General features: G+C 45.9%; 11 protein-coding genes and 1 pseudogene. 5 read left to right on the top strand and 7 right to left on the bottom strand.

The window, feature by feature from the left end; translation table 11 throughout:
* Nucleotide 1 precedes the first annotated feature (1 nt).
* Genes napA through napF form a run of 3 tightly spaced genes read right to left on the bottom strand, consistent with a single transcriptional unit; the run spans nt 2 to nt 3235 of the window.
* Entirely contained in the window at nt 2-2488 is a 2487-nt protein-coding gene (gene napA / locus ACX9GV_RS05145; protein WP_473197288.1) for a nitrate reductase catalytic subunit NapA, read from the bottom strand.
* On the bottom strand, nt 2485-2748 hold the full coding sequence (napD, locus tag ACX9GV_RS05140; protein WP_023491113.1) for a chaperone NapD: 264 nt from the start codon (nt 2746-2748) through the stop codon (nt 2485-2487). Before napD ends, napA begins: the two co-directional genes overlap by 4 nt.
* Nucleotides 2741-3235: a ferredoxin-type protein NapF gene (napF, locus tag ACX9GV_RS05135; RefSeq protein ID WP_473197287.1), complete on the bottom strand. Its 495-nt coding sequence runs from the start codon at nt 3233-3235 to the stop codon at nt 2741-2743. The genes napD and napF overlap by 8 nt, the downstream gene beginning before the upstream one ends.
* Before the next feature lie 347 nt (nt 3236-3582).
* Between napF and narQ the strand changes: the two genes are divergently transcribed.
* The 3 genes from narQ (at nt 3583) to acrD (ending at nt 9503) form a co-directional block, all read left to right on the top strand.
* Nucleotides 3583-5265, top strand: a complete 1683-nt coding sequence (narQ, locus tag ACX9GV_RS05130; RefSeq protein ID WP_473197286.1) for a nitrate/nitrite two-component system sensor histidine kinase NarQ — start codon at nt 3583-3585, stop codon at nt 5263-5265.
* A gap of 114 nt (nt 5266-5379) precedes the next feature.
* Complete coding sequence (gene narP / locus ACX9GV_RS05125; protein ID WP_023491121.1) at nt 5380-6012, top strand: nitrate/nitrite response regulator protein NarP; 633 nt, start codon at nt 5380-5382, stop codon at nt 6010-6012.
* A 332-nt stretch (nt 6013-6344) separates the two neighbouring features.
* Complete coding sequence (gene acrD, locus ACX9GV_RS05120; RefSeq protein ID WP_473197285.1) at nt 6345-9503, top strand: multidrug efflux RND transporter permease AcrD; 3159 nt, start codon at nt 6345-6347, stop codon at nt 9501-9503.
* Nucleotides 9504-9668: 165 nt separating this feature from the next.
* On the opposite strand, the gene ypfM is transcribed toward acrD, so the two are convergent.
* The gene (gene ypfM, locus ACX9GV_RS05115; protein ID WP_152554893.1) at nt 9669-9728 is read right to left on the bottom strand and encodes a protein YpfM; all 60 of its coding nucleotides are present in this window, start codon (nt 9726-9728) and stop codon (nt 9669-9671) included.
* Nucleotides 9729-10189: 461 nt separating this feature from the next.
* On the opposite strand from ypfM, the gene ACX9GV_RS05110 reads away from it, so the two are divergent.
* A protein-coding gene (locus tag ACX9GV_RS05110; protein ID WP_473196739.1) for an IS3 family transposase occupies nt 10190-11340 on the top strand; the annotation gives its coding sequence in 2 pieces (ribosomal slippage) (nt 10190-10451 and nt 10451-11340; 1152 coding nt in all).
* Nucleotides 11341-11573: 233 nt separating this feature from the next.
* A complete protein-coding gene (locus ACX9GV_RS05105; protein WP_473197284.1) occupies nt 11574-13274 on the top strand; it encodes an endonuclease/exonuclease/phosphatase family protein in 1701 nt (566 codons plus the stop codon).
* Nucleotides 13275-13562: 288 nt separating this feature from the next.
* Here the strand turns inward: ACX9GV_RS05105 and ACX9GV_RS05100 are convergent, their stop codons facing one another.
* From ACX9GV_RS05100 to ACX9GV_RS05090, 3 genes and pseudogenes are all read right to left on the bottom strand, one after another.
* The gene (locus ACX9GV_RS05100; RefSeq protein ID WP_473197283.1) at nt 13563-13811 is read right to left on the bottom strand and encodes a hypothetical protein; all 249 of its coding nucleotides are present in this window, start codon (nt 13809-13811) and stop codon (nt 13563-13565) included.
* Nucleotides 13812-14102: 291 nt separating this feature from the next.
* A pseudogene (locus tag ACX9GV_RS05095) lies at nt 14103-14423 on the bottom strand (ISAs1 family transposase); the annotation flags it as partial.
* 376 nt (nt 14424-14799) lie between these two features.
* Complete coding sequence (locus tag ACX9GV_RS05090) at nt 14800-17682, bottom strand: SEFIR domain-containing protein (RefSeq protein WP_473197282.1); 2883 nt, start codon at nt 17680-17682, stop codon at nt 14800-14802.
* Nucleotides 17683-18162: the final 480 nt, after the last annotated feature.

The following is an 18162-nucleotide window of genomic DNA, read 5'->3' as shown; positions in this document are numbered from 1 at the left end:
CTTATACCTTCTCCAACTTCACCGCACACTTCTTGTAGTCAGTCTCTTTTGACAGCGGATCAGTAGCATCCAACGTCAGATTATTAACCAACTGCGCGGCATCAAAGAATGCCATAAACACCAGACCTTGCGGTGGACGGTTACGGCCACGGGTTTCAACAATACTCACCACATCACCACGGCGTGACGCCACTTTGACTCTGTCACCACGGCGTAGATTGCGATCTTTGGCATCTAATGGATGGATAAAGACCACTGACTCAGGGAAAGCACGATGCAACTCCGGCACCCGGCGCGTCATGGAACCAGTATGCCAATGTTCCAACACCCGGCCAGTAGAGAGCCACAGGTCATACTCTTTATCAGGACTCTCCGCTGCGGGTTCATAAGGCAGCGCAAAGATCACCGCTTTGCCATCCGGCTTACCATAGAAACGCACACTCTCACCGGCTTTCACATAAGGATCTTTCCCTTCGCGGTAACGCCACAGAGTTTCTTGGCCATCCACCACCGGCCAACGTAAACCTCGGGTCTGATGATACATATCAAAGGGGGCCAAATCGTGGCCGTGTCCGCGCCCAAAAAAGGCGTACTCTTCAAACAACCCTTTCTGAATATAAAAGCCGAATTCACGCGACTCATCATTCAACTGTTCTGCCGGGATCTCTTCCAGCTTGTATTTGTTGACTTCACCATTGGCGAACAACACGTCATACAAGGTTTTACCGCGATACTCTGGTTTCTGATTCAACAATTCAGCAGGCCAAACCTCCTCGACCTTGAAGCGTTTGGCAAACTCCACCAACTGCCACAAATCTGATTTAGCCTCGCCCGGTGCTTTCACCTGCTGGCGCCAAAACTGGGTACGGCGCTCCGCATTACCGTAAGCCCCCTCTTTCTCTACCCACATGGCGGTTGGCAGGATCAAGTCCGCCGCCAAAGCACTCACTGTGGGATAAGGGTCAGAAACGACGATAAAATTACGCGGATCACGCCAACCCGGCATACGGTCAGCATTGATATTCGGCCCCGCCTGCATATTGTTGTTACACATCACCCAATAGGCATTCAGTTTGCCATCTTTCAGGGCGCGGTCTTGTGCCACCGCATGCAGGCCGACCTTCTCAGGTATCGTCCCGGCGGGTAATTGCCACTGTTTTTCGGCAATCTGGCGGTGTTTTTCGTTGGTCACCACCATATCTGCTGGCAAGCGGTGGGCAAAGGTCCCCACTTCCCGCGCGGTACCACAAGCAGAAGGTTGCCCGGTAAGCGAGAACGGCCCACTCCCCGGTTTAGAGATCTTGCCAGTTAACAGGTGCAGGTTGTAACACAGGTTGTTAGCCCAAACGCCACGGGTATGCTGGTTAAAACCCATGGTCCAGTAAGAAACCACTTTCACATTGGGGTCGGCATACAGTTTGGCCAAGGCTTCCAACTGGTCTTTCGGCACACCACTCATCTGCGCCGTTTTATCCAGGGTGTACTCCGCCACAAAGGCTTTGTACTCTTCAAAATTGATGGGTTCAGAGGCATCACTACCCGGGTTTTTCGCTGCCTTTTCCAACGGGTCGTTTGGCCGCAAGCCGTAACCGATATCGGTGGCCCCTTTGCGGATATTGACGTGCTGTTTAAGGAATTCCTGATCGACGGCGTTATTTTGAATAATATAGTTAGCGATGTAGTTCAGGATCACCAGGTCAGTCTGTGGTTTGAACACCATGGCATTATCCGCCAGTTCAAAACTGCGGTGTTCAAAAGTAGAGAGAACCGAGACATTGACCTTATCGTTGCCCAAACGGCGGTTGGTGATGCGCGACCAGAGGATCGGGTGCATCTCCGCCATATTAGAGCCCCAAAGCACGAAGGCGTCAGCCTGCTCGATATCATCATAGCAGCCCATCGGCTCATCCATACCAAAGGTACGCATAAAGCCCACCACGGCAGAAGCCATGCAGTGACGTGCATTGGGATCAAGGTTATTGGTACGCAGGCCTGCCTTGAACAGTTTGGCCGCCGCATAACCTTCCCATACGGTCCACTGACCAGAACCAAACATACCTACCGCTTCTGGCCCCTTTTCCTTCATGGCACCTTTAAATTTCTCAGCCATAATATCAAAGGCTTGATCCCAGCTAATCGGGGTAAACTCGCCTTGTTTATCATATTGACCGTCTTTCATCCGCAACAGTGGTTGCGTCAAACGGTCTTTGCCATACATGATTTTTGGCAGAAAATAACCTTTGATGCAGTTAAGGCCACGGTTGACGGGAGCATCTGGATCCCCCTGAGAAGCCACAATACGACCATTTTGTGTGCCCACCAGTACGCCACAACCCGTGCCGCAGAAACGGCAAGGTGCTTTGTCCCATTTTATTTCGTCACCACCACCAACCACAGCTTTGGCGACCGTTGGGATCGTCAGCCCGGCAGCCGCCGCGGCCGCTGCTGCAGCGTTAGCTTTCATGAAGTCTCGACGACTGAGTTTCATGCTATTACCTCACCTTGCTCATCCTGCTGGTGATAAACCAGCGACACTGCCAGCACGCCATCCAAATTGCGTACCGACTCAATATTTTCCAGCAATCTCTGGGAACATGCTGCTTGCATCACCACCACTAATTTCCCCTGCTGTTGATCTTGGGTGGGAATTTCTGTCTCTGGAATTGCCAGCAATGCCGGGATCAGCGACGGGAACTTTTCCGGCCGAGCCTGCACCATTAGCCCGCTGACATGCCACTCGTTATTCATTATTTTCACTCCGAATTATGGCGATTGCCGTAACAGGACAACCCGCGACACAGGCACCGCAACCGGTACATGCCTGCACATCAAGCTTGGGATGGGCAATCCCCCCTGGTTGGGGAACAAAGCGAATGGCCTGTACTTCACAATTATCCTGGCAACTGCGGCATTCAACCCCACGTAACGCCAGACAATGCGCTGCAATGGTTGCCACTTGTTGCCAAGGTAAATGCTGTGGTGGATAGAACAGCGGAGCTTCACAGGCTTCTGCGCATTGCCGACAAAAAGTACATTCTGCACGCTGGAAATCAATCTCGGGAAAACCGCCACTGCCTTTGATCAACACCCCGGTCTCACAGGCCTCAATACATGCCTGACAGCGGGTACAGCCAGCAACAAACAGTGAAGCTGCGCGCGACCACGGGGGACGGATCGCGTCAGCGTGATGATGCCATTGTCCGCTAAGCAATCTGCGCCGCGACAATTCGGCCATAAAGTCATTCCCCAATCAGTTGAAAACACACCTACGTGCCTACATGCAAATAATCGTTATTGCGTTTTATTATTTTTATCTCCCACCAGAGGATGGGCATGGGTAACATAGGCGGAACACAAGGGGTAAATAATCCCTCTTTAGGGGTAAATCCTGGGGTTGATTGCGCTAGATCAATCTCTGGCCCGGCACAAAGCGACTTTATTGATATGAATCTGTTAAATCGTTATTTATATTTTTATATAGCGCTTGGCTGTTGGTGACAATCCAACGCTCATTGGGTAAAAGAGCCCTTGGTCATGACCCTAGGCCCGGCTTACTCAAATTGGTGAAAAAAGGAGAGGAACTTGCTGGTAAAACGTTCGGTAACGGCAACACTCGCCAAGATTCTGGTGAGCATCGTGATTCTCTCAGTGCTAGCGACTGGCCTGGCATTGATCACCGTCGCTGGCAGCCTGCGGGACGCCGAAGCGATGAATATCGCTGGCTCTTTACGGATGCAGAGCTACCGCCTGGCTTATGAACTCACCAACGGTTCCGAGCGACTTGGTGAACATCTGTTGCAGTACCAACAGTCTCTGCAAGCCCCAGCGCTACGCAATCTTGAGCGGTTTTATGTTCCTGGCGATGTCCGGCAGAAATATCTGGCGTTACGCCAATCCTGGCAGGATCTGGAAAAACAGGTCCTGATGGGGCCCGCAGGAAACTATCAATCTAACGTCGTCAGTTATGTCAATCAGATAGACCATTTTGTTCTGGCATTGCAGCGCTATTCTGAACAGAAATTGACCATCGTAGCCGCCATCAGTGTGATGGGTTATATCGTGGTCATTGGGTTGGTACTATTTTGTATCCGTTTTATGCGCCGGCAAGTGGTGACGCCCCTTAAACATCTGATGGATGCCAGCCTGAGTATGCAGCAGCGTAACTTTAATCATCCACCCCTGGATGTTTCTCTGCCGAACGAGTTAGGCGTGTTGTCACAAACCTTCACCACCATGTCCGGCGAATTAGCCAAACTGTATCAATCATTAGAACAAAAAGTACGGGAAAAAACCGAGCGTTTACAACAAGCCAACCGCACACTGGAAGTGCTCTACAACTGTTCCCAAGCGCTGAACACCGAACAGCTCGATCAGCGCGCATTTGAGAATCTGTTGAATATTGTACGGTTAAGTGAGCAATTACAATGTATCCAACTCAATGTGCAAGACAGCCTCACTCAATGGCAGGTTGCTAGTGGCGAGCCACAGCCCACACTCCCCTGGCATTCATTGATGATTATGCAAGACCATAAACCGCTGGGGAGCCTGAGTTGGCAATATCATCACCAAGCCCCCCACCCACAGTTGATGCAAAGTGTGACCAATATGCTCAGCCGCGGGGTCTATTTTAACCGGGCACAAAAGCAACATATGCAATTTCTACTGATGGAAGAACGTGCCACCATTGCCCGTGAGCTGCACGATTCGCTGGCACAAGCACTCACCTTTCTGCGCATCCAACTGACGTTGCTCAAACGCACACTGGCGGGGAGTTCTTCACAATCAAACGAGATTATTGATGATTTTGATCGTGCCTTGGCGGATGCTTATCAGCAACTGCGCGAATTACTCGCTACCTTCCGCCTAAGCATTCAGGATGCCGATCTCAATGCCGCACTCCGGCAGGTATTGGAGCCATTACGTCTTCTAACCAGCACGCAGATTCAGTTACACTGCCTGCTTGCCTCACAGGCGTTAAATGCCCAGCAACAGGTCCATGCCTTGCAGATTGTGCGTGAAGCGGTGCTTAATGCGATCAAGCACGCCAATGCGCAGGAAATTGTGGTCCGTTGTGAGCTGACAGCGGAAGGCAATAACCAGATCATCATCTGCGATGACGGTTCCGGTATAGACAGCCTGGATGAACCGGAAGGCCATTACGGATTAACCATTATGAGCGAGCGCGCGGCGCGCCTGGGCGGCACATTAGCTATCCGACGTGGCAAGCTGGGGGGCACGGAGGTTTGCCTGACTTTCCCGCCATAAGGGAACCGCTCCCTGATTAGCCGGTGGATTGTCGTTGATGACGACGCTTTTAAAGGGCCAGATGTGTGTTATCTGGTACCATGCGGTAATGTTACTCGCTACTGGAGCTATCCCATGATAATAAAAAATTACAGAGTAATGATCGTTGATGATCACCCCTTGATGCGACGTGGTATTAAACAATTACTCGGGCTGGACCCCGCTTTCAATGTGGTGGGCGAAGCCAGCAGTGGTAATGAAGCCATCGCCTTGGCGGCACAATTGACACCGGATGTCATCGTCCTTGATCTCAATATGAAGGGGCTTTCCGGGCTTGATACCCTGAAAGCATTACGTCATGACGGTGTTGATGCACGGATCATCGTCCTCACGGTTTCCGATTCACGCAGCGATGTCTACGCGCTAATCGATGCTGGCGCTGACGGTTATCTACTGAAAGACAGCGAGCCGGAACAACTGCTGGCTGATATTCGCGAAGCTGCCGCAGGCAAGAATGTCATCAGTGCCGCCGTGGCAGATTATCTTGCCTCACGTCGCGAGCAGCATGATCCCTTTGCAGACTTGACCGAGCGTGAACTGGATGTCCTGCAGGAAGTTGCCCAAGGGATGTCCAATAAGCAAGTGGCGGCACAGTTGCATATTTCCGAAGAGACGGTGAAAGTTCATATACGTAATATGTTGCGTAAACTCAATGTCCGTTCGCGCGTGGCGGCCACCGTTCTGTACTTGAGTTCTAAAGGCCAATAATCGGCGTGGAATCCCTGGCTCGGCGTTAACACGCTGAAGAAAAAACTCAGGGATAAGGGGCTAATGGGCGTAAACAGAGTTTGGATAACATCAAGTTTATTTACATGAGTTCCATTTTTTCTCCACGCTTTCCCGCCTTATGCCGAGTAAAGTGCACTACTTAACACACTAATTTACTCTAAATAATTCAAAGTTGCTTGTAGGCGGCAAGTCAGAGAGTCGCCAGGAGCATAGATAACTATGTGACTGGTGCGAGCAGACGCAGCTAACACCCAAGCAGTTTGAAGGATGACGAGTATATCTCTTATTAGGTATGACGAGGTTGATGCTGGATGGCTAATTTTTTTATCGATCGCCCGATTTTTGCCTGGGTTCTGGCGATTATTCTTTGCCTGACTGGCACCTTGGCAATTTTTTCTTCACCCGTCGAGCAATACCCGAATCTCGCCCCACCCAACGTGCGTATTAGTGCGAACTATCCCGGGGCTTCAGCACAAACCCTGGAAAATACCGTCACCCAGATCATTGAGCAAAGCATGACTGGCCTCGACAATATGATGTATATGTCGTCGCAAAGTACCAATACTGGCCAAGCCTCGGTAACGCTAACCTTTGAAGCAGGCACCGACCCCAATCAAGCCATGCAGCAGGTACAAAACCAGTTGCAATCAGCCATCAAGCGGCTGCCACAAGCCGTGCAGCAACAAGGCGTGACGGTGTCCAAATCCGGCGATACCACGCTAATGATGGTGGCCTTTGTCTCTAATGATGGGAGTATGGATAAACAGGATATTGCCGATTATATCGTTTCAAATCTGCAAGACCCCCTTAGTCGTATCAGCGGTGTAGGCAGTATAGATATTTATGGTTCGCAATATGCCATGCGAATCTGGCTCGACCCCACTAAACTCAACGGTTATCAGCTCACCACTCAGGATGTGATTAACGCCATCACAGCACAGAACGCTCAAGTCGCCGTCGGTCAATTAGGTGGGTCCCCTTCCGTGGATAAACAGGCGTTGAATGCCACTATCAACGCCCAATCGCAATTACAAACACCGGAACAGTTCCGCCAAATCACACTGCGTGTCAACCAGGATGGTTCACTGGTCACCTTGGGAAATGTAGCAACGGTTGAAATGGGGAGTGAGAATTACAACTTCCAGAGCCGCTATAACGGCCTGCAAGCCGCCGGGGTGAACATTAAACTGGCGTCTGGCGCCAATGAATTGGAAACCGACCAATTAGTAAAAGCCAAAATTAATGAACTTTCACACTACTTTCCTGCTGGGTTGGAAGCCAAGGTCGCCTATGAGACCACGCCATTTGTCCAGGCTTCAATCAGAGATGTGGTAAAAACCCTGTTCGAGGCCGTGCTGCTGGTGTTTCTGGTGATGTACCTGTTTTTGCAGAACTTCCGCGCGACGCTGATTCCAACCATCGCCGTCCCTGTGGTGCTATTGGGTACGTTCACTATCCTTTCCGCCTTCGGATACAGTATTAACACCCTGACCATGTTTGCCATGGTGTTGGCGATTGGTCTGCTGGTAGATGATGCGATTGTGGTGGTAGAGAACGTTGAACGGGTGATGAGTGAAGAAGGCCTCTCGCCACGCGATGCTACCCGCAAATCCATGGGGCAGATCCAGGGGGCATTAGTCGGTATTGCTCTGGTGCTTTCTGCCGTTTTTGTCCCCATGGCCTTCTTTAGTGGTACCACCGGTGCCATCTATCGTCAGTTCTCAATCACTATCGTTTCTGCCATGGTGCTTTCCGTCCTAGTGGCGATGATCCTCACCCCGGCATTATGTGCCACGATCCTTAAGCCAATAGCCAAAGGGCAGCATCATGAAAAGCGCGGTTTCTTTGGCTGGTTTAACCGCATGTTCAACCGCAATAGCGCACGCTATGAGCGAGGCGTCAGCGGAGTCCTGCACCACAGCGCCCGTTATATGATGATTTATTTGCTGCTACTGGGGGGCATGGCGCTACTGTTTATCAAACTGCCCACCTCATTTCTACCGCAGGAAGACCGTGGTGTGTTTACGGTTCAAATACAACTGCCAGCAGGTTCTACCCTGCAACAAACCACCAAAGTGGTAGAAAAAGTTGAAGAATACTTTCTGACCAAGGAGAAACAAGATGTGTTGTCGGTATTCGCGACTATCGGTTCCGGGCCCGGCGGCAACGGCCAGAACGTTGCACGGATGTTTATCCGCCTGAAAGATTGGTCGTTGCGTAGTTCGGGCGCCAATAGCTCGTTCGATATTATTGAGCGTGCCACCCAGGCTTTTAAACAGATCAACGAAGCTCGCGTCATTGCCAGCAGCCCACCGGCCATTACCGGGTTAGGTAACGCTGCCGGTTTTGCTATGCAACTGGAAGACCACGCAGGTCAAGGTCATGGCAAACTGATGGCGGCACGTGATCAATTGCTGCAGTTGACAGGGCAGAACCCGCTGTTATCACGGGTGCGCCACAATGGCCTTGATGATACCCCGCAGTTAAAAATTGATATCGACCAACGTAAGGCACAAGCACTGGGTGTTTCCATCAGCGAGATTAACAGTACGCTCTCCACCGCCTGGGGGTCGACCTATGTTAACGATTTTGTTGACCGTGGTCGGGTCAAGAAGGTTTATGTCCAATCCGCCGCGCCGTTTCGTATGCTGCCGGAGGATATCAACAAGTGGTACGTACGCAACAACAGTGGCGGAATGGTCCCCTTCTCTGCCTTTGCCACTACCCATTGGGAATATGGCTCACCACGGCTAGAGCGTTACAATGGCAGCTCTTCGGTGGAGATTGTTGGTGAGGCGGCTTCCGGGGTCAGTACCGGTACCGCAATGGACGAGATGACAAAACTGGTCAATCAGTTGCCGAGAGGTTTCGGGCTGGAATGGACAGCCATGTCGTACCAGGAACGCTTGTCAGGCTCCCAAGCCCCGGCGCTGTATGCAATCTCACTCTTGGTGGTGTTCCTGTGCTTGGCAGCCTTGTATGAAAGCTGGTCAATTCCATTCTCGGTGATGTGGGTGGTGCCATTGGGCGTTATTGGCGCGGTAACAGCAACCTGGCTGCGCGGACTGGAAAATGATGTTTATTTCCAGGTGGGTTTATTGACGATTATCGGTTTGTCCGCCAAAAACGCCATTCTGATCGTTGAATTCGCCAATGAGCTGCATCAGAAAGGAAAGGGGCTGGTGGAAGCCACACTGGAAGCTTCACGTATGCGTTTGCGCCCTATCCTTATGACCTCTCTGGCCTTTATCTTCGGCGTACTGCCCATGACCATCAGTTCTGGAGCCGGCTCTGGCAGCCAACATGCGGTAGGCACTGGCGTGATGGGGGGGATGATTTCCGCCACGGTTCTAGCGATATTTTTCGTACCGCTGTTCTTTGTGCTGGTACGCCGCCGTTTCCCTGGCAAACAAAGGATTGCGGGGCCAAGTGATAAGAAAGCGTCATCAGTGGAAGCACGTGACCACTAACAGGATTACTAGAATGGATACAGTCACTTATTGACCTAAAAAGAAAAGGCAGCACCGGTGTTCTGATGCTGCCTGATTACCTTGTTGCTTTACTGCAATGGTAATTTTTTACCCACGGTGTTTTAACAAAAAAAACAATCGTTCTTTGGATACTCCAGCAAGATATTACTTAGCTAACATCTCGTCGATGAAGTCTTTCCAGTTTTTTAACTCACGATCTACCATGATACTTCACATCCTCATGTACAACTGTGAAGCTAATATTTTACGCTGTTTTTTTAACCAAGTGAAGAATATGTGCCGTTAAAAGCACGTAAAATAGGCATTTTAAGATTAATCCCAATCCTTGCCCGTGTACTGCTGCCAATGACAGGAATGAATTGAGTCGAGGACACACTCAATGTGGAACTCATCACCATTTTCAGCAGGCCGGGGGGTTTTCCATTTTATGCTCCGCACGGTTTAATACCGGTCATGATCGGCATCTTGTGCACAGAAGGTTTTTCTTATGCTGTTGATCACAGCACTATTGTCAGCAACAGGTTTAAACTCAGCTATCTTTTATCATTGGCGCCTATTCTGGACATCTTCATCAGGTGATGGAGGCCCTGAAAGATCTGTTTGATCTTACCCAGCAATAGTGGACACGGCACTAAGTGAGTAAACTCTTAACCCAGAGGTGACTCATGACTAAAACATCAACAACGAAAAACAAGCCCCGTAAACAACATACGCCCGCCTTTCGTGACGAAGCACTTAAGCTCGCCCAACGTATTGGGGTGGCCGCCGCTGCGCGAGAACTCGGTCTGTATGAATCGCAAATCTACGCTTGGCGTACTAAGCAACAGCAAAACCTATCTGCTTCTGAGCGTGAACAGACTCTTGCTACTGAAAATGCCCGCTTAAAGCGCCAATTAGCCGAACGTGATGAAGAGTTGGCTATTCTCCAAAAGGCCGCGACATACTTCGCGAAGCGCCTGAAATGAAGTATGTCTTTATCGAAAAACATCAGGCTGAGTTCAGCATCAAAGCCATGTGTCGGGTGCTCCGTGTCGCCCGCAGTGGCTGGTATGCCTGGCGTCTACGTCATCATCAGATAACCCCGCGTCAGCAGTTCCGTCTTGTCTGCGATGAGGCCGTTGGAAAGGCATTCAGTGACGCAAAACAGCGGTATGGTGCGCCACGTCTTTCTGATGAGCTTCCAGCGTACAACGTCAAAACCATCGCCGCTAGCCTACGTCGTCAGGGGCTGCGCGCAAAGGCCTCGCGCCGGTTCAGGCCGGTCAGTTACCGTGAGCATGGTTTGCCGGTGTCAGAAAACCTGTTGAAACAAGACTTTACCGCCTGTGGGCCGAATCAGAAATGGGCGGGTGACATTACCTACTTGCGTACAGATGAAGGCTGGCTTTACCTGGCGGTGGTGATTGACCTGTGGTCGCGAGCCGTCATCGGCTGGTCGATGTCCTCGCGGATGACGGCACAACTGGCGTGCGATGCGTTGCAAATGGCGTTGTGGCGGCGTAAACGCCCGGAAAATGTCATTGTTCATACAGACAGAGGCAGCCAGTACTGTTCAGCGGATTACCAGGCCTTACTGAAACGCCATAATCTGCGTGGCAGTATGAGCGCAAAAGGCTGTTGTTACGACAATGCCTGTGTTGAAAGCTTCTTCCACTCACTAAAAGTGGAGTGTATCCACGGCGAGCACTTTGCCAGCCGGGAAATAATGCGAACAACCGTGTTTAATTATATCGAGTGCGATTACAATCGCTGGCGTCGCCACAGTGCCTGTGGTGGTCTTAGCCCGGAACAATTTGAAAACCAAAACCTCGCTTAGCTGTGTGTCCATTGTTCGTGGGTAAGATCAGTTTGTAGCAACGCCTGACAGTTTAGCTCAGGGATTTTGCCACCAACTACAGGACGCAGAGTCATAAACCTGAAACTAACAGCCTGTATGATTGACCTTGCTTTCGGCAAATTCATTGAAGATTTTGCCAGTAAAATAAAAATGGGGAAGAAGTCACAATGCTTATTATAAAAGCAATAAAAAACTTAACGCTGGTTGTACTAATGAGTTTATCGCTCTTTGGATGTAACAACGCTGATAACGCTGATTCGGAAGCCAAGAAAGATGACTCTAAGGAATTGTCACAAGCTTCCCATGTTATGACCGTACATTTTTATATGCCCGATTGGAGCCATGGTGAATTAGTTTATCGCAGCAATCCTGCCGAGGCAGAGTTTCAGCGCCTTGCCATGACAAAGAATGAAGAAGGCTGGTGGTCGGCAGTGGTTACGGCGGACAAGCTGGAATTCGCGTTTGAAGGGGACAGCGGAATGATCAACCTTGGCGCGACTCAGGGGTGTTATTCAGGTTCTCATTATAAGTGTGAAAATAATGAAGGAGACCCGGCAGAAAATTTTCGTAGCAGTGCGGAGCAAGTATGGGTGAAGAATGGTCTGCTTTTTACCGCTAATCCCGCGAGTAATAACGCTGAGAATACGTTTACGGTACTGAGTGTCAATCTGCATACCTATCAGGAGTTCAAGACACCCGGTGTTAAAGAGTCTGATCTGACCGACAGCCAGGCGATGGAACGTGTGAACCAGCACGGAGTGTTGTTCGACCGTGTAGCGGCAGCGATTAATCAACTTAACCCAGATGTGGTGTGCCTGCAGGAAGTCGGGGAGTGGCATGGTAAGCAGAGAGACGATCTGGAGACTGTGCAATTCGGCGCGACGGACAGCAATATGGTCAAGCAGATCCTCTCCAGGCTCGACAATAAACAGTATGACTATGTGATGGACTGGTCCCATTTTGGATGGGATGTCTGGATGGAAGGTTCCGCGGTACTTTCCAGACACCCTATTGTTAAAAAAGATTCCCGCTATATCAGCGATGTTAATAATGGTACGCGTACTTTCTGGAAGTCACGTAATATTCCGATGGCTCAGATTGATCTTGGTGGTCGTTTAGGTCAGTTGAATGTTTTTTCAATTCACGCTGGCTGGTGGAATGATAATGAAGAACCTTTTCAAGGCCAGTTCAATCGTCTAACTGCCTGGGATAAAGAACTCAAAGCACAGAATATCAATACACTTTTCTGTGGGGATTTTAATCAAGTTGCTGCGACTAAAGCGCAGCAGTTTATTACAAATGGAACGGGGTATTCTGAACAGTATGCACTGGCAAACCCTGATGGCTTGCTTGACCCAACCATTGGGGGCACGATAGATGGCTGGAGCGGTGACGTCGGCAAACGGATTGACTTTCTGGTGATCAATGATGACAGCCCCTTTGAAGTCAAACAGAGTCAGCGCATTTTTACGCAGGGTTCTTTTGGGCGTGTATCCGATCATACCGGTGTCTATGCGCAGTTTGGCTTAGCGGACCGAAAGCCAGAACTGACTGAAGGCAGTGCACCATACCAGCTCTATCTGGTGGGTAGCCATACAGGTAAGCAAGCTTATAGAGGAAATCGCTTTGAGCACCTGGAGGGCGGAAAATACCGGCTAGTAACACGGTTGGGTGCCGCTCAGGAAGATCCTCAAGCGGAGTTTAAAGCTCATCGACTGTATCTGACAGATCAGACTGGGCATTTATTAAGCCTAGGCAGTCCTCAAGCTGGAAACCGGCTCGAATTATTCACACCGGTGACCTTGGTTGAGAACAGTAGTGAAGGTTTTATGTTTGAAAGCGAACAGGCGGGGTTGTTTCAATTCGATCTAGATTACGACGCCAAAACGCTTACCGTTAGTCAGCTTGATTAAAAACCCGAGTTGAACGGGTCATTTCAGGCATAACACCCTGCCTGCCAGTAGCGCACGTATCTCTTGCGTGCGCTACCCTATCGTCTATTCACATGATTGTTGCAACAGCAAAAAATTCCTCATTAAACTGAAATTATTTGCTTACCCCAGCTTCCCAGTGTTTTAGTTTGGTGCCGTGTCTGGGCTGGGCTAATATAAATCATGGACAGCCTCACATATTCTTTCAAATTTAATGTAACTAAAATTAAAACAGCAGAAAATCTGCCAAGTTAAAGTAATTACTTTGGCTTAATAACAACCTTTTTTGAGTTGTATCACATATGGATCATCATTCCTGCCATACCCACCGAAATCAGGACGTTCAGGAAAAAACCATTTCTCCCCATTCCAGTCAACATCATGCGTAGTAGGTTTAGTTTTGTTGAAAACGACTTTACAAACCCCAAACGGAGAGTTCTCATTATAAGTTCTCATGACAACACAATCATACCCTCCAACTTCGATCCAATCTGAAGGCTTTACATCTGGGTGTTTCATTATTCTTTCCTCTGATTAAACTGCTGAACATCTATCAACTCACACTCGCCTATTACGCTGATTCAGTACTCAACATATTTTTTTCACTCTGAATACCGTAGCCCGCCCACAGTCGCATAGTTTAGGGATCTCATCAGGCGAATACCTTTCTGTTTTAAGCATATCAATGATCTTAGCGTGAAGGGCTCATCGAATCGATTCGAAACACTGTTCGAACATCGATGCCAATCCGTGATTGAACAGAGCGGAATACGCACTTTAGACCTGTGTCCACATTATCTGGGTAGGATCAATTAGCTCACCATTAGTACTCATTGATATTGCCTGCATCCAACGAACAAAAGCGTTCTGGAATTGCTCAGGCTGAATACGAGAGATGATTCTCGCTATGGTGTTGTGAACAGGTTATCCATTATTAAACAGAGCATTACGCTGAAACCATTCCAGATGTGCCTCGCCAAAAAGCTCGATATCTTCCCAACCTTGGGCACCACCAATAGTGGCGCAAACGGTGAGAAAAACCATATCGAAGAATGGGTATGCGATTCTTCCAGCCTGCCGAGGGTCTTCAAGCTCGGAGAAGAATTGGGTAAATGTTGCTTGATGATTCATGACGAAACTCCCACAAAAGAGAGTATAAGATCACAACCAGATTGGCCGGTCAAATCATCTCAATCTGGTTAAAAAACATTCGCGATCTCGGCCTGGCTTACCCACCTGACCGAACAGTTGGATCAATGAACTATTACCCTACGCCGAAAACAGCTTCAGTTAATATCCGCCAGCTTATTACATTATGTTAATCACACAACGCGAGTTCACCGTTCGGTTACCAATCAATGTCATCGAGTGCGCCTCCTGCATGGAGACGTGATTAGATCACAGACGATCTGCCCGTTCAACTTTCATTAACAAAGTGCGATCCCGCCCTGCCTGGGCGATCACCTTTAATGCGTTGGCAATTACACAGAATTATGGACAAGCTACATCAATCCAATAATTTGATGAATTTTTTCATTTTACCATCTTTATAGCCATCATTTAATAACCGTCTCACACTAGGTTTAAAATGGTCTGAAACTTCATAAAACACATCAACTTCTTTCTTTGTCTTAATACTTAGATACCCTTCACTTATTAACTTATTGAAATTACTCGTTCGCAATCCAGAAACATGACTTGAGAACCTTATGTGAAGTTTATTATTATCTCTGAAGTTATTACCTTTATAAAATGATGCAAGAAACTTTCTCAATTCTTCATTTAAAATTTCAAGAGAGGTTTCTTGAACATCTGAAAGCATATTGAATGAATAGTTTAAATTCCCAACATCACATGTATGTTTATCTATTGATGCTTTTAATAAATTTGAGCTTTTATGTAATTCATTATGGCAATTTAAAAATTGTGTGTTCGTAAACTGAGCCCCTTCAAAATCACACTTTAGAAAATTGGAATAGTTTTTAAATTTGCTATGAGATATATGAATATTAGTTAAATCGAGCGGTGGCAAATCCCCATTAATAAATAAACCGATCAGTTTGTTTGTTAGTGTTGCATCATATAGCTCTTTAATATCATCAGTAAACACTTTTTTTGTGGATTGTTTTATATATTTTACTAATAAAATTATATTTTCTATTGTGGATACGGAGCGTTGATATAATATTTTATCGGCCATATCTACTGATAATGCTTGAGTTCTTACATCGATAAGTATAGATTTCAATCGAGCTAGTGAGTCTGTTCTTACTTGTAGGAATTTAACCAAATCTTTAAACTCAGGAGTATCCTTCCCAGACTTTGATAATAGTGGGATCGTTTGCCTATTAGTAATAGGATTCAACATTAACTCAAAAATACTTAGTGAGTTAAAGTAAGAGTGAAGAAATTCGTACTTATAGGTTATTTTGTTTTCGCCACTTATTAATAATGGATTCTTTAATATACAATTAAATATTTCAGAAGCTTGAGTATCGTAATAAGCACTAATAATACCCCTTACTTTATCTAATTCCCATGATTCTGAAAGCTCAAAGTTTATGTCCTTAAACAATTGCAGCATTTCCACATGAGAAATGGAAAATTTGTGCCTAACTCTCTCTCTTTCGAAAATAGAAATTATAATATGGTCATTAATTTCATTAAGTGAAGGATATGGCGTTTCATCTTCATTCAAAAAAAAGTCACTATTTACCCCACCATTATTCAGATTATCCTCATAAATATTGGATATCACATCAACAAAAAATGGTATTATCCTGCTACTACTAGATAGTGAACATCGTTCTATTTCTCCGATGATTTTTGATATTATAGACTCCTTACTTTCATGATACTTAAATCTAGTTTCTAAATATTTCGCACAGTTTTCTATTTTAAAACCTAATAATGTATATTTTTTTATATTCAGGGATTCAATTAAGCTGTCTGATATAACAGTATTTTCTCTTGTTGTGAGAACAATTCTGCTAGCCCCAAGCTCATCATGCAATCTATTAATTGAGTTTAAAAATTCAACAAGATCAAATCCACTCCCTAGTATTGATGACAATTCATCAAGCCCATCAATTACAATTATTATTCTCCCGCTAATAATAGATAATTCAAAGGTGTTTTTGTCAAAAATATTCACATGATTAAGGTATTTAGCTTGCAATTCGTAAATATCATAGATTCCATTAATACTTAATGATGTTAACTTTTTATTCTCGATATGTTTTCTTATATCTTCTGAGCGAATAAGTATTGTAAGGAAATCATTTGATTTTTCAGTAATCAGGCGTTTAACCAACGAAAGGCATAAAGAAGTTTTCCCTATACCTCCAGATCCAACAATTAAATTAGTACTATACTCTGGCACCTCAGATAAATCCGACAAATCATTTTCAAGCGTACGAATAGCAGATTCAAATATATTTCCATCTGCATCACATAATTCCTGGTTTGTATAGAACTCTATCGCATCTGGAGGTGTGACATTTTTAAAATCGGAACCAATGCAATAATCCCAAACATACTCATCATATGTAAGCTCGCTAATATTCAGCTGCTTTTTATAACCTTTAAGATTAAGTATATTTTCGAATGAAACACTACCTTTCCCCTTCTTTTTTTCCTTTGGTGTTAATATTTGCAATGTGGATATATTTATATTTCTAACTTGAATTTCAACAGCAGCCCTCTCTAATGTTTGACTTATATTTATGTTATTATGCAAAGCTAAAACGTGAGAACTAATACCTCCAGGATTTTTTAGCTCCCATAGCTCAAATTTTATTTTTTTTCCACCAGAAAAATCCGTTCCATCATCTGCACTAATTATTTGACTTCTATTCTTTGCTCCGATACCAATAATTTCAGATGCTTTTGTTAAACGATAAGTTCTTTTTGGTAAAGGCATTGATTGCTTTTCTGGTCTGGTATGTTTAGATTGATTTAACAGCAACCTCTTGAGTTCATCTATCGCAAAAGGAAAACGTTCATCTTCTATAAAGTCTATATGAAAATGCCCACTAATATATCTTGGGGTTGAATCTGGCTCTCTTAATAAGACAATGACATTAGTTCTTTTATCTTTATCAAGCATTTTTTCCCAATGAGAAGCTGTTGCAATATATGACTCAATTCCAACCCCACCTTTTCGTTCATCTGCTTTTTCTTTATATTTTTTTGTAGAAACGATTAATATAAAATCTGAATTTGATATATTTTTTTCCATATAAAAATTTTTATCACAAAGCGCGTCTAAATCGTAACCATCCCAATGAACATGGAAATTTATATCTTCCTCCAAGGTATCGGCTAATTTCTTTACCCATTCTTTATGACTGTCATTGTCCCAACTATACGATATGAAAATATTTTTCATTACCATTCCATTTTATGGTGTGCTTTTATTTATCTTATGATACATCAAAATATTTTCCTTTCTTTTTAAAATAATTGTGACTCTCATCACAATTTAATTCAACTAACTACTCACTCACGTAAATTATTACTTGTTAAAGCAATCACTTTTTTGATAGGCATGTAATAATAAAATATTATTTACAATAAAATCAATTTGTTGAATTCTGTTTAAAGACACATATCGCCGAGATTATTATCTATCACACATATACAACCCCACATAAATTAAATTTTTTAACAAAATCCTAACAAAATATTGCCTAATCACATTATAAACCAGAAATTTAAATTGAAATTTACAACTACTATTCTCCTTATTAACGATACAAAATGATATTTCCTTCAACCAAACGAGTAAAAAACTTCCCCAAGCCAGATGTCTCTTCCCTAAGCTGGCCTTTAAATGCCGACCTCCCCTTGTCGACAATCGGCTCATAGT

Source organism: Serratia sp. 25CWL12 (genome assembly GCF_055790885.1).
The sequence above is the reverse complement of the archived record's forward strand: the minus strand, read 5'-3'. Positions and strand labels throughout refer to the sequence as shown.

Excerpts from the sequence above, each read along its gene's own strand:
- ACX9GV_RS05100 (WP_473197283.1), bottom strand. The coding sequence starts at position 13,811 with ATGAAACACCCAGATGTAAAGCCTTCAGATTGGATCGAAGTTGGAGGG.
- ACX9GV_RS05090 (WP_473197282.1), bottom strand. The coding sequence starts at position 17,682 with ATGAAAAATATTTTCATATCGTATAGTTGGGACAATGACAGTCATAAA.
- narP (WP_023491121.1), top strand. The coding sequence starts at position 5,380 with ATGATAATAAAAAATTACAGAGTAATGATCGTTGATGATCACCCCTTG.
- napA (WP_473197288.1), bottom strand. The coding sequence starts at position 2,488 with ATGAAACTCAGTCGTCGAGACTTCATGAAAGCTAACGCTGCAGCAGCG.
- ACX9GV_RS05105 (WP_473197284.1), top strand. The coding sequence starts at position 11,574 with ATGAGTTTATCGCTCTTTGGATGTAACAACGCTGATAACGCTGATTCG.
- napF (WP_473197287.1), bottom strand. The coding sequence starts at position 3,235 with ATGGCCGAATTGTCGCGGCGCAGATTGCTTAGCGGACAATGGCATCAT.
- acrD (WP_473197285.1), top strand. The coding sequence starts at position 6,345 with ATGGCTAATTTTTTTATCGATCGCCCGATTTTTGCCTGGGTTCTGGCG.
- napD (WP_023491113.1), bottom strand. The coding sequence starts at position 2,748 with ATGAATAACGAGTGGCATGTCAGCGGGCTAATGGTGCAGGCTCGGCCG.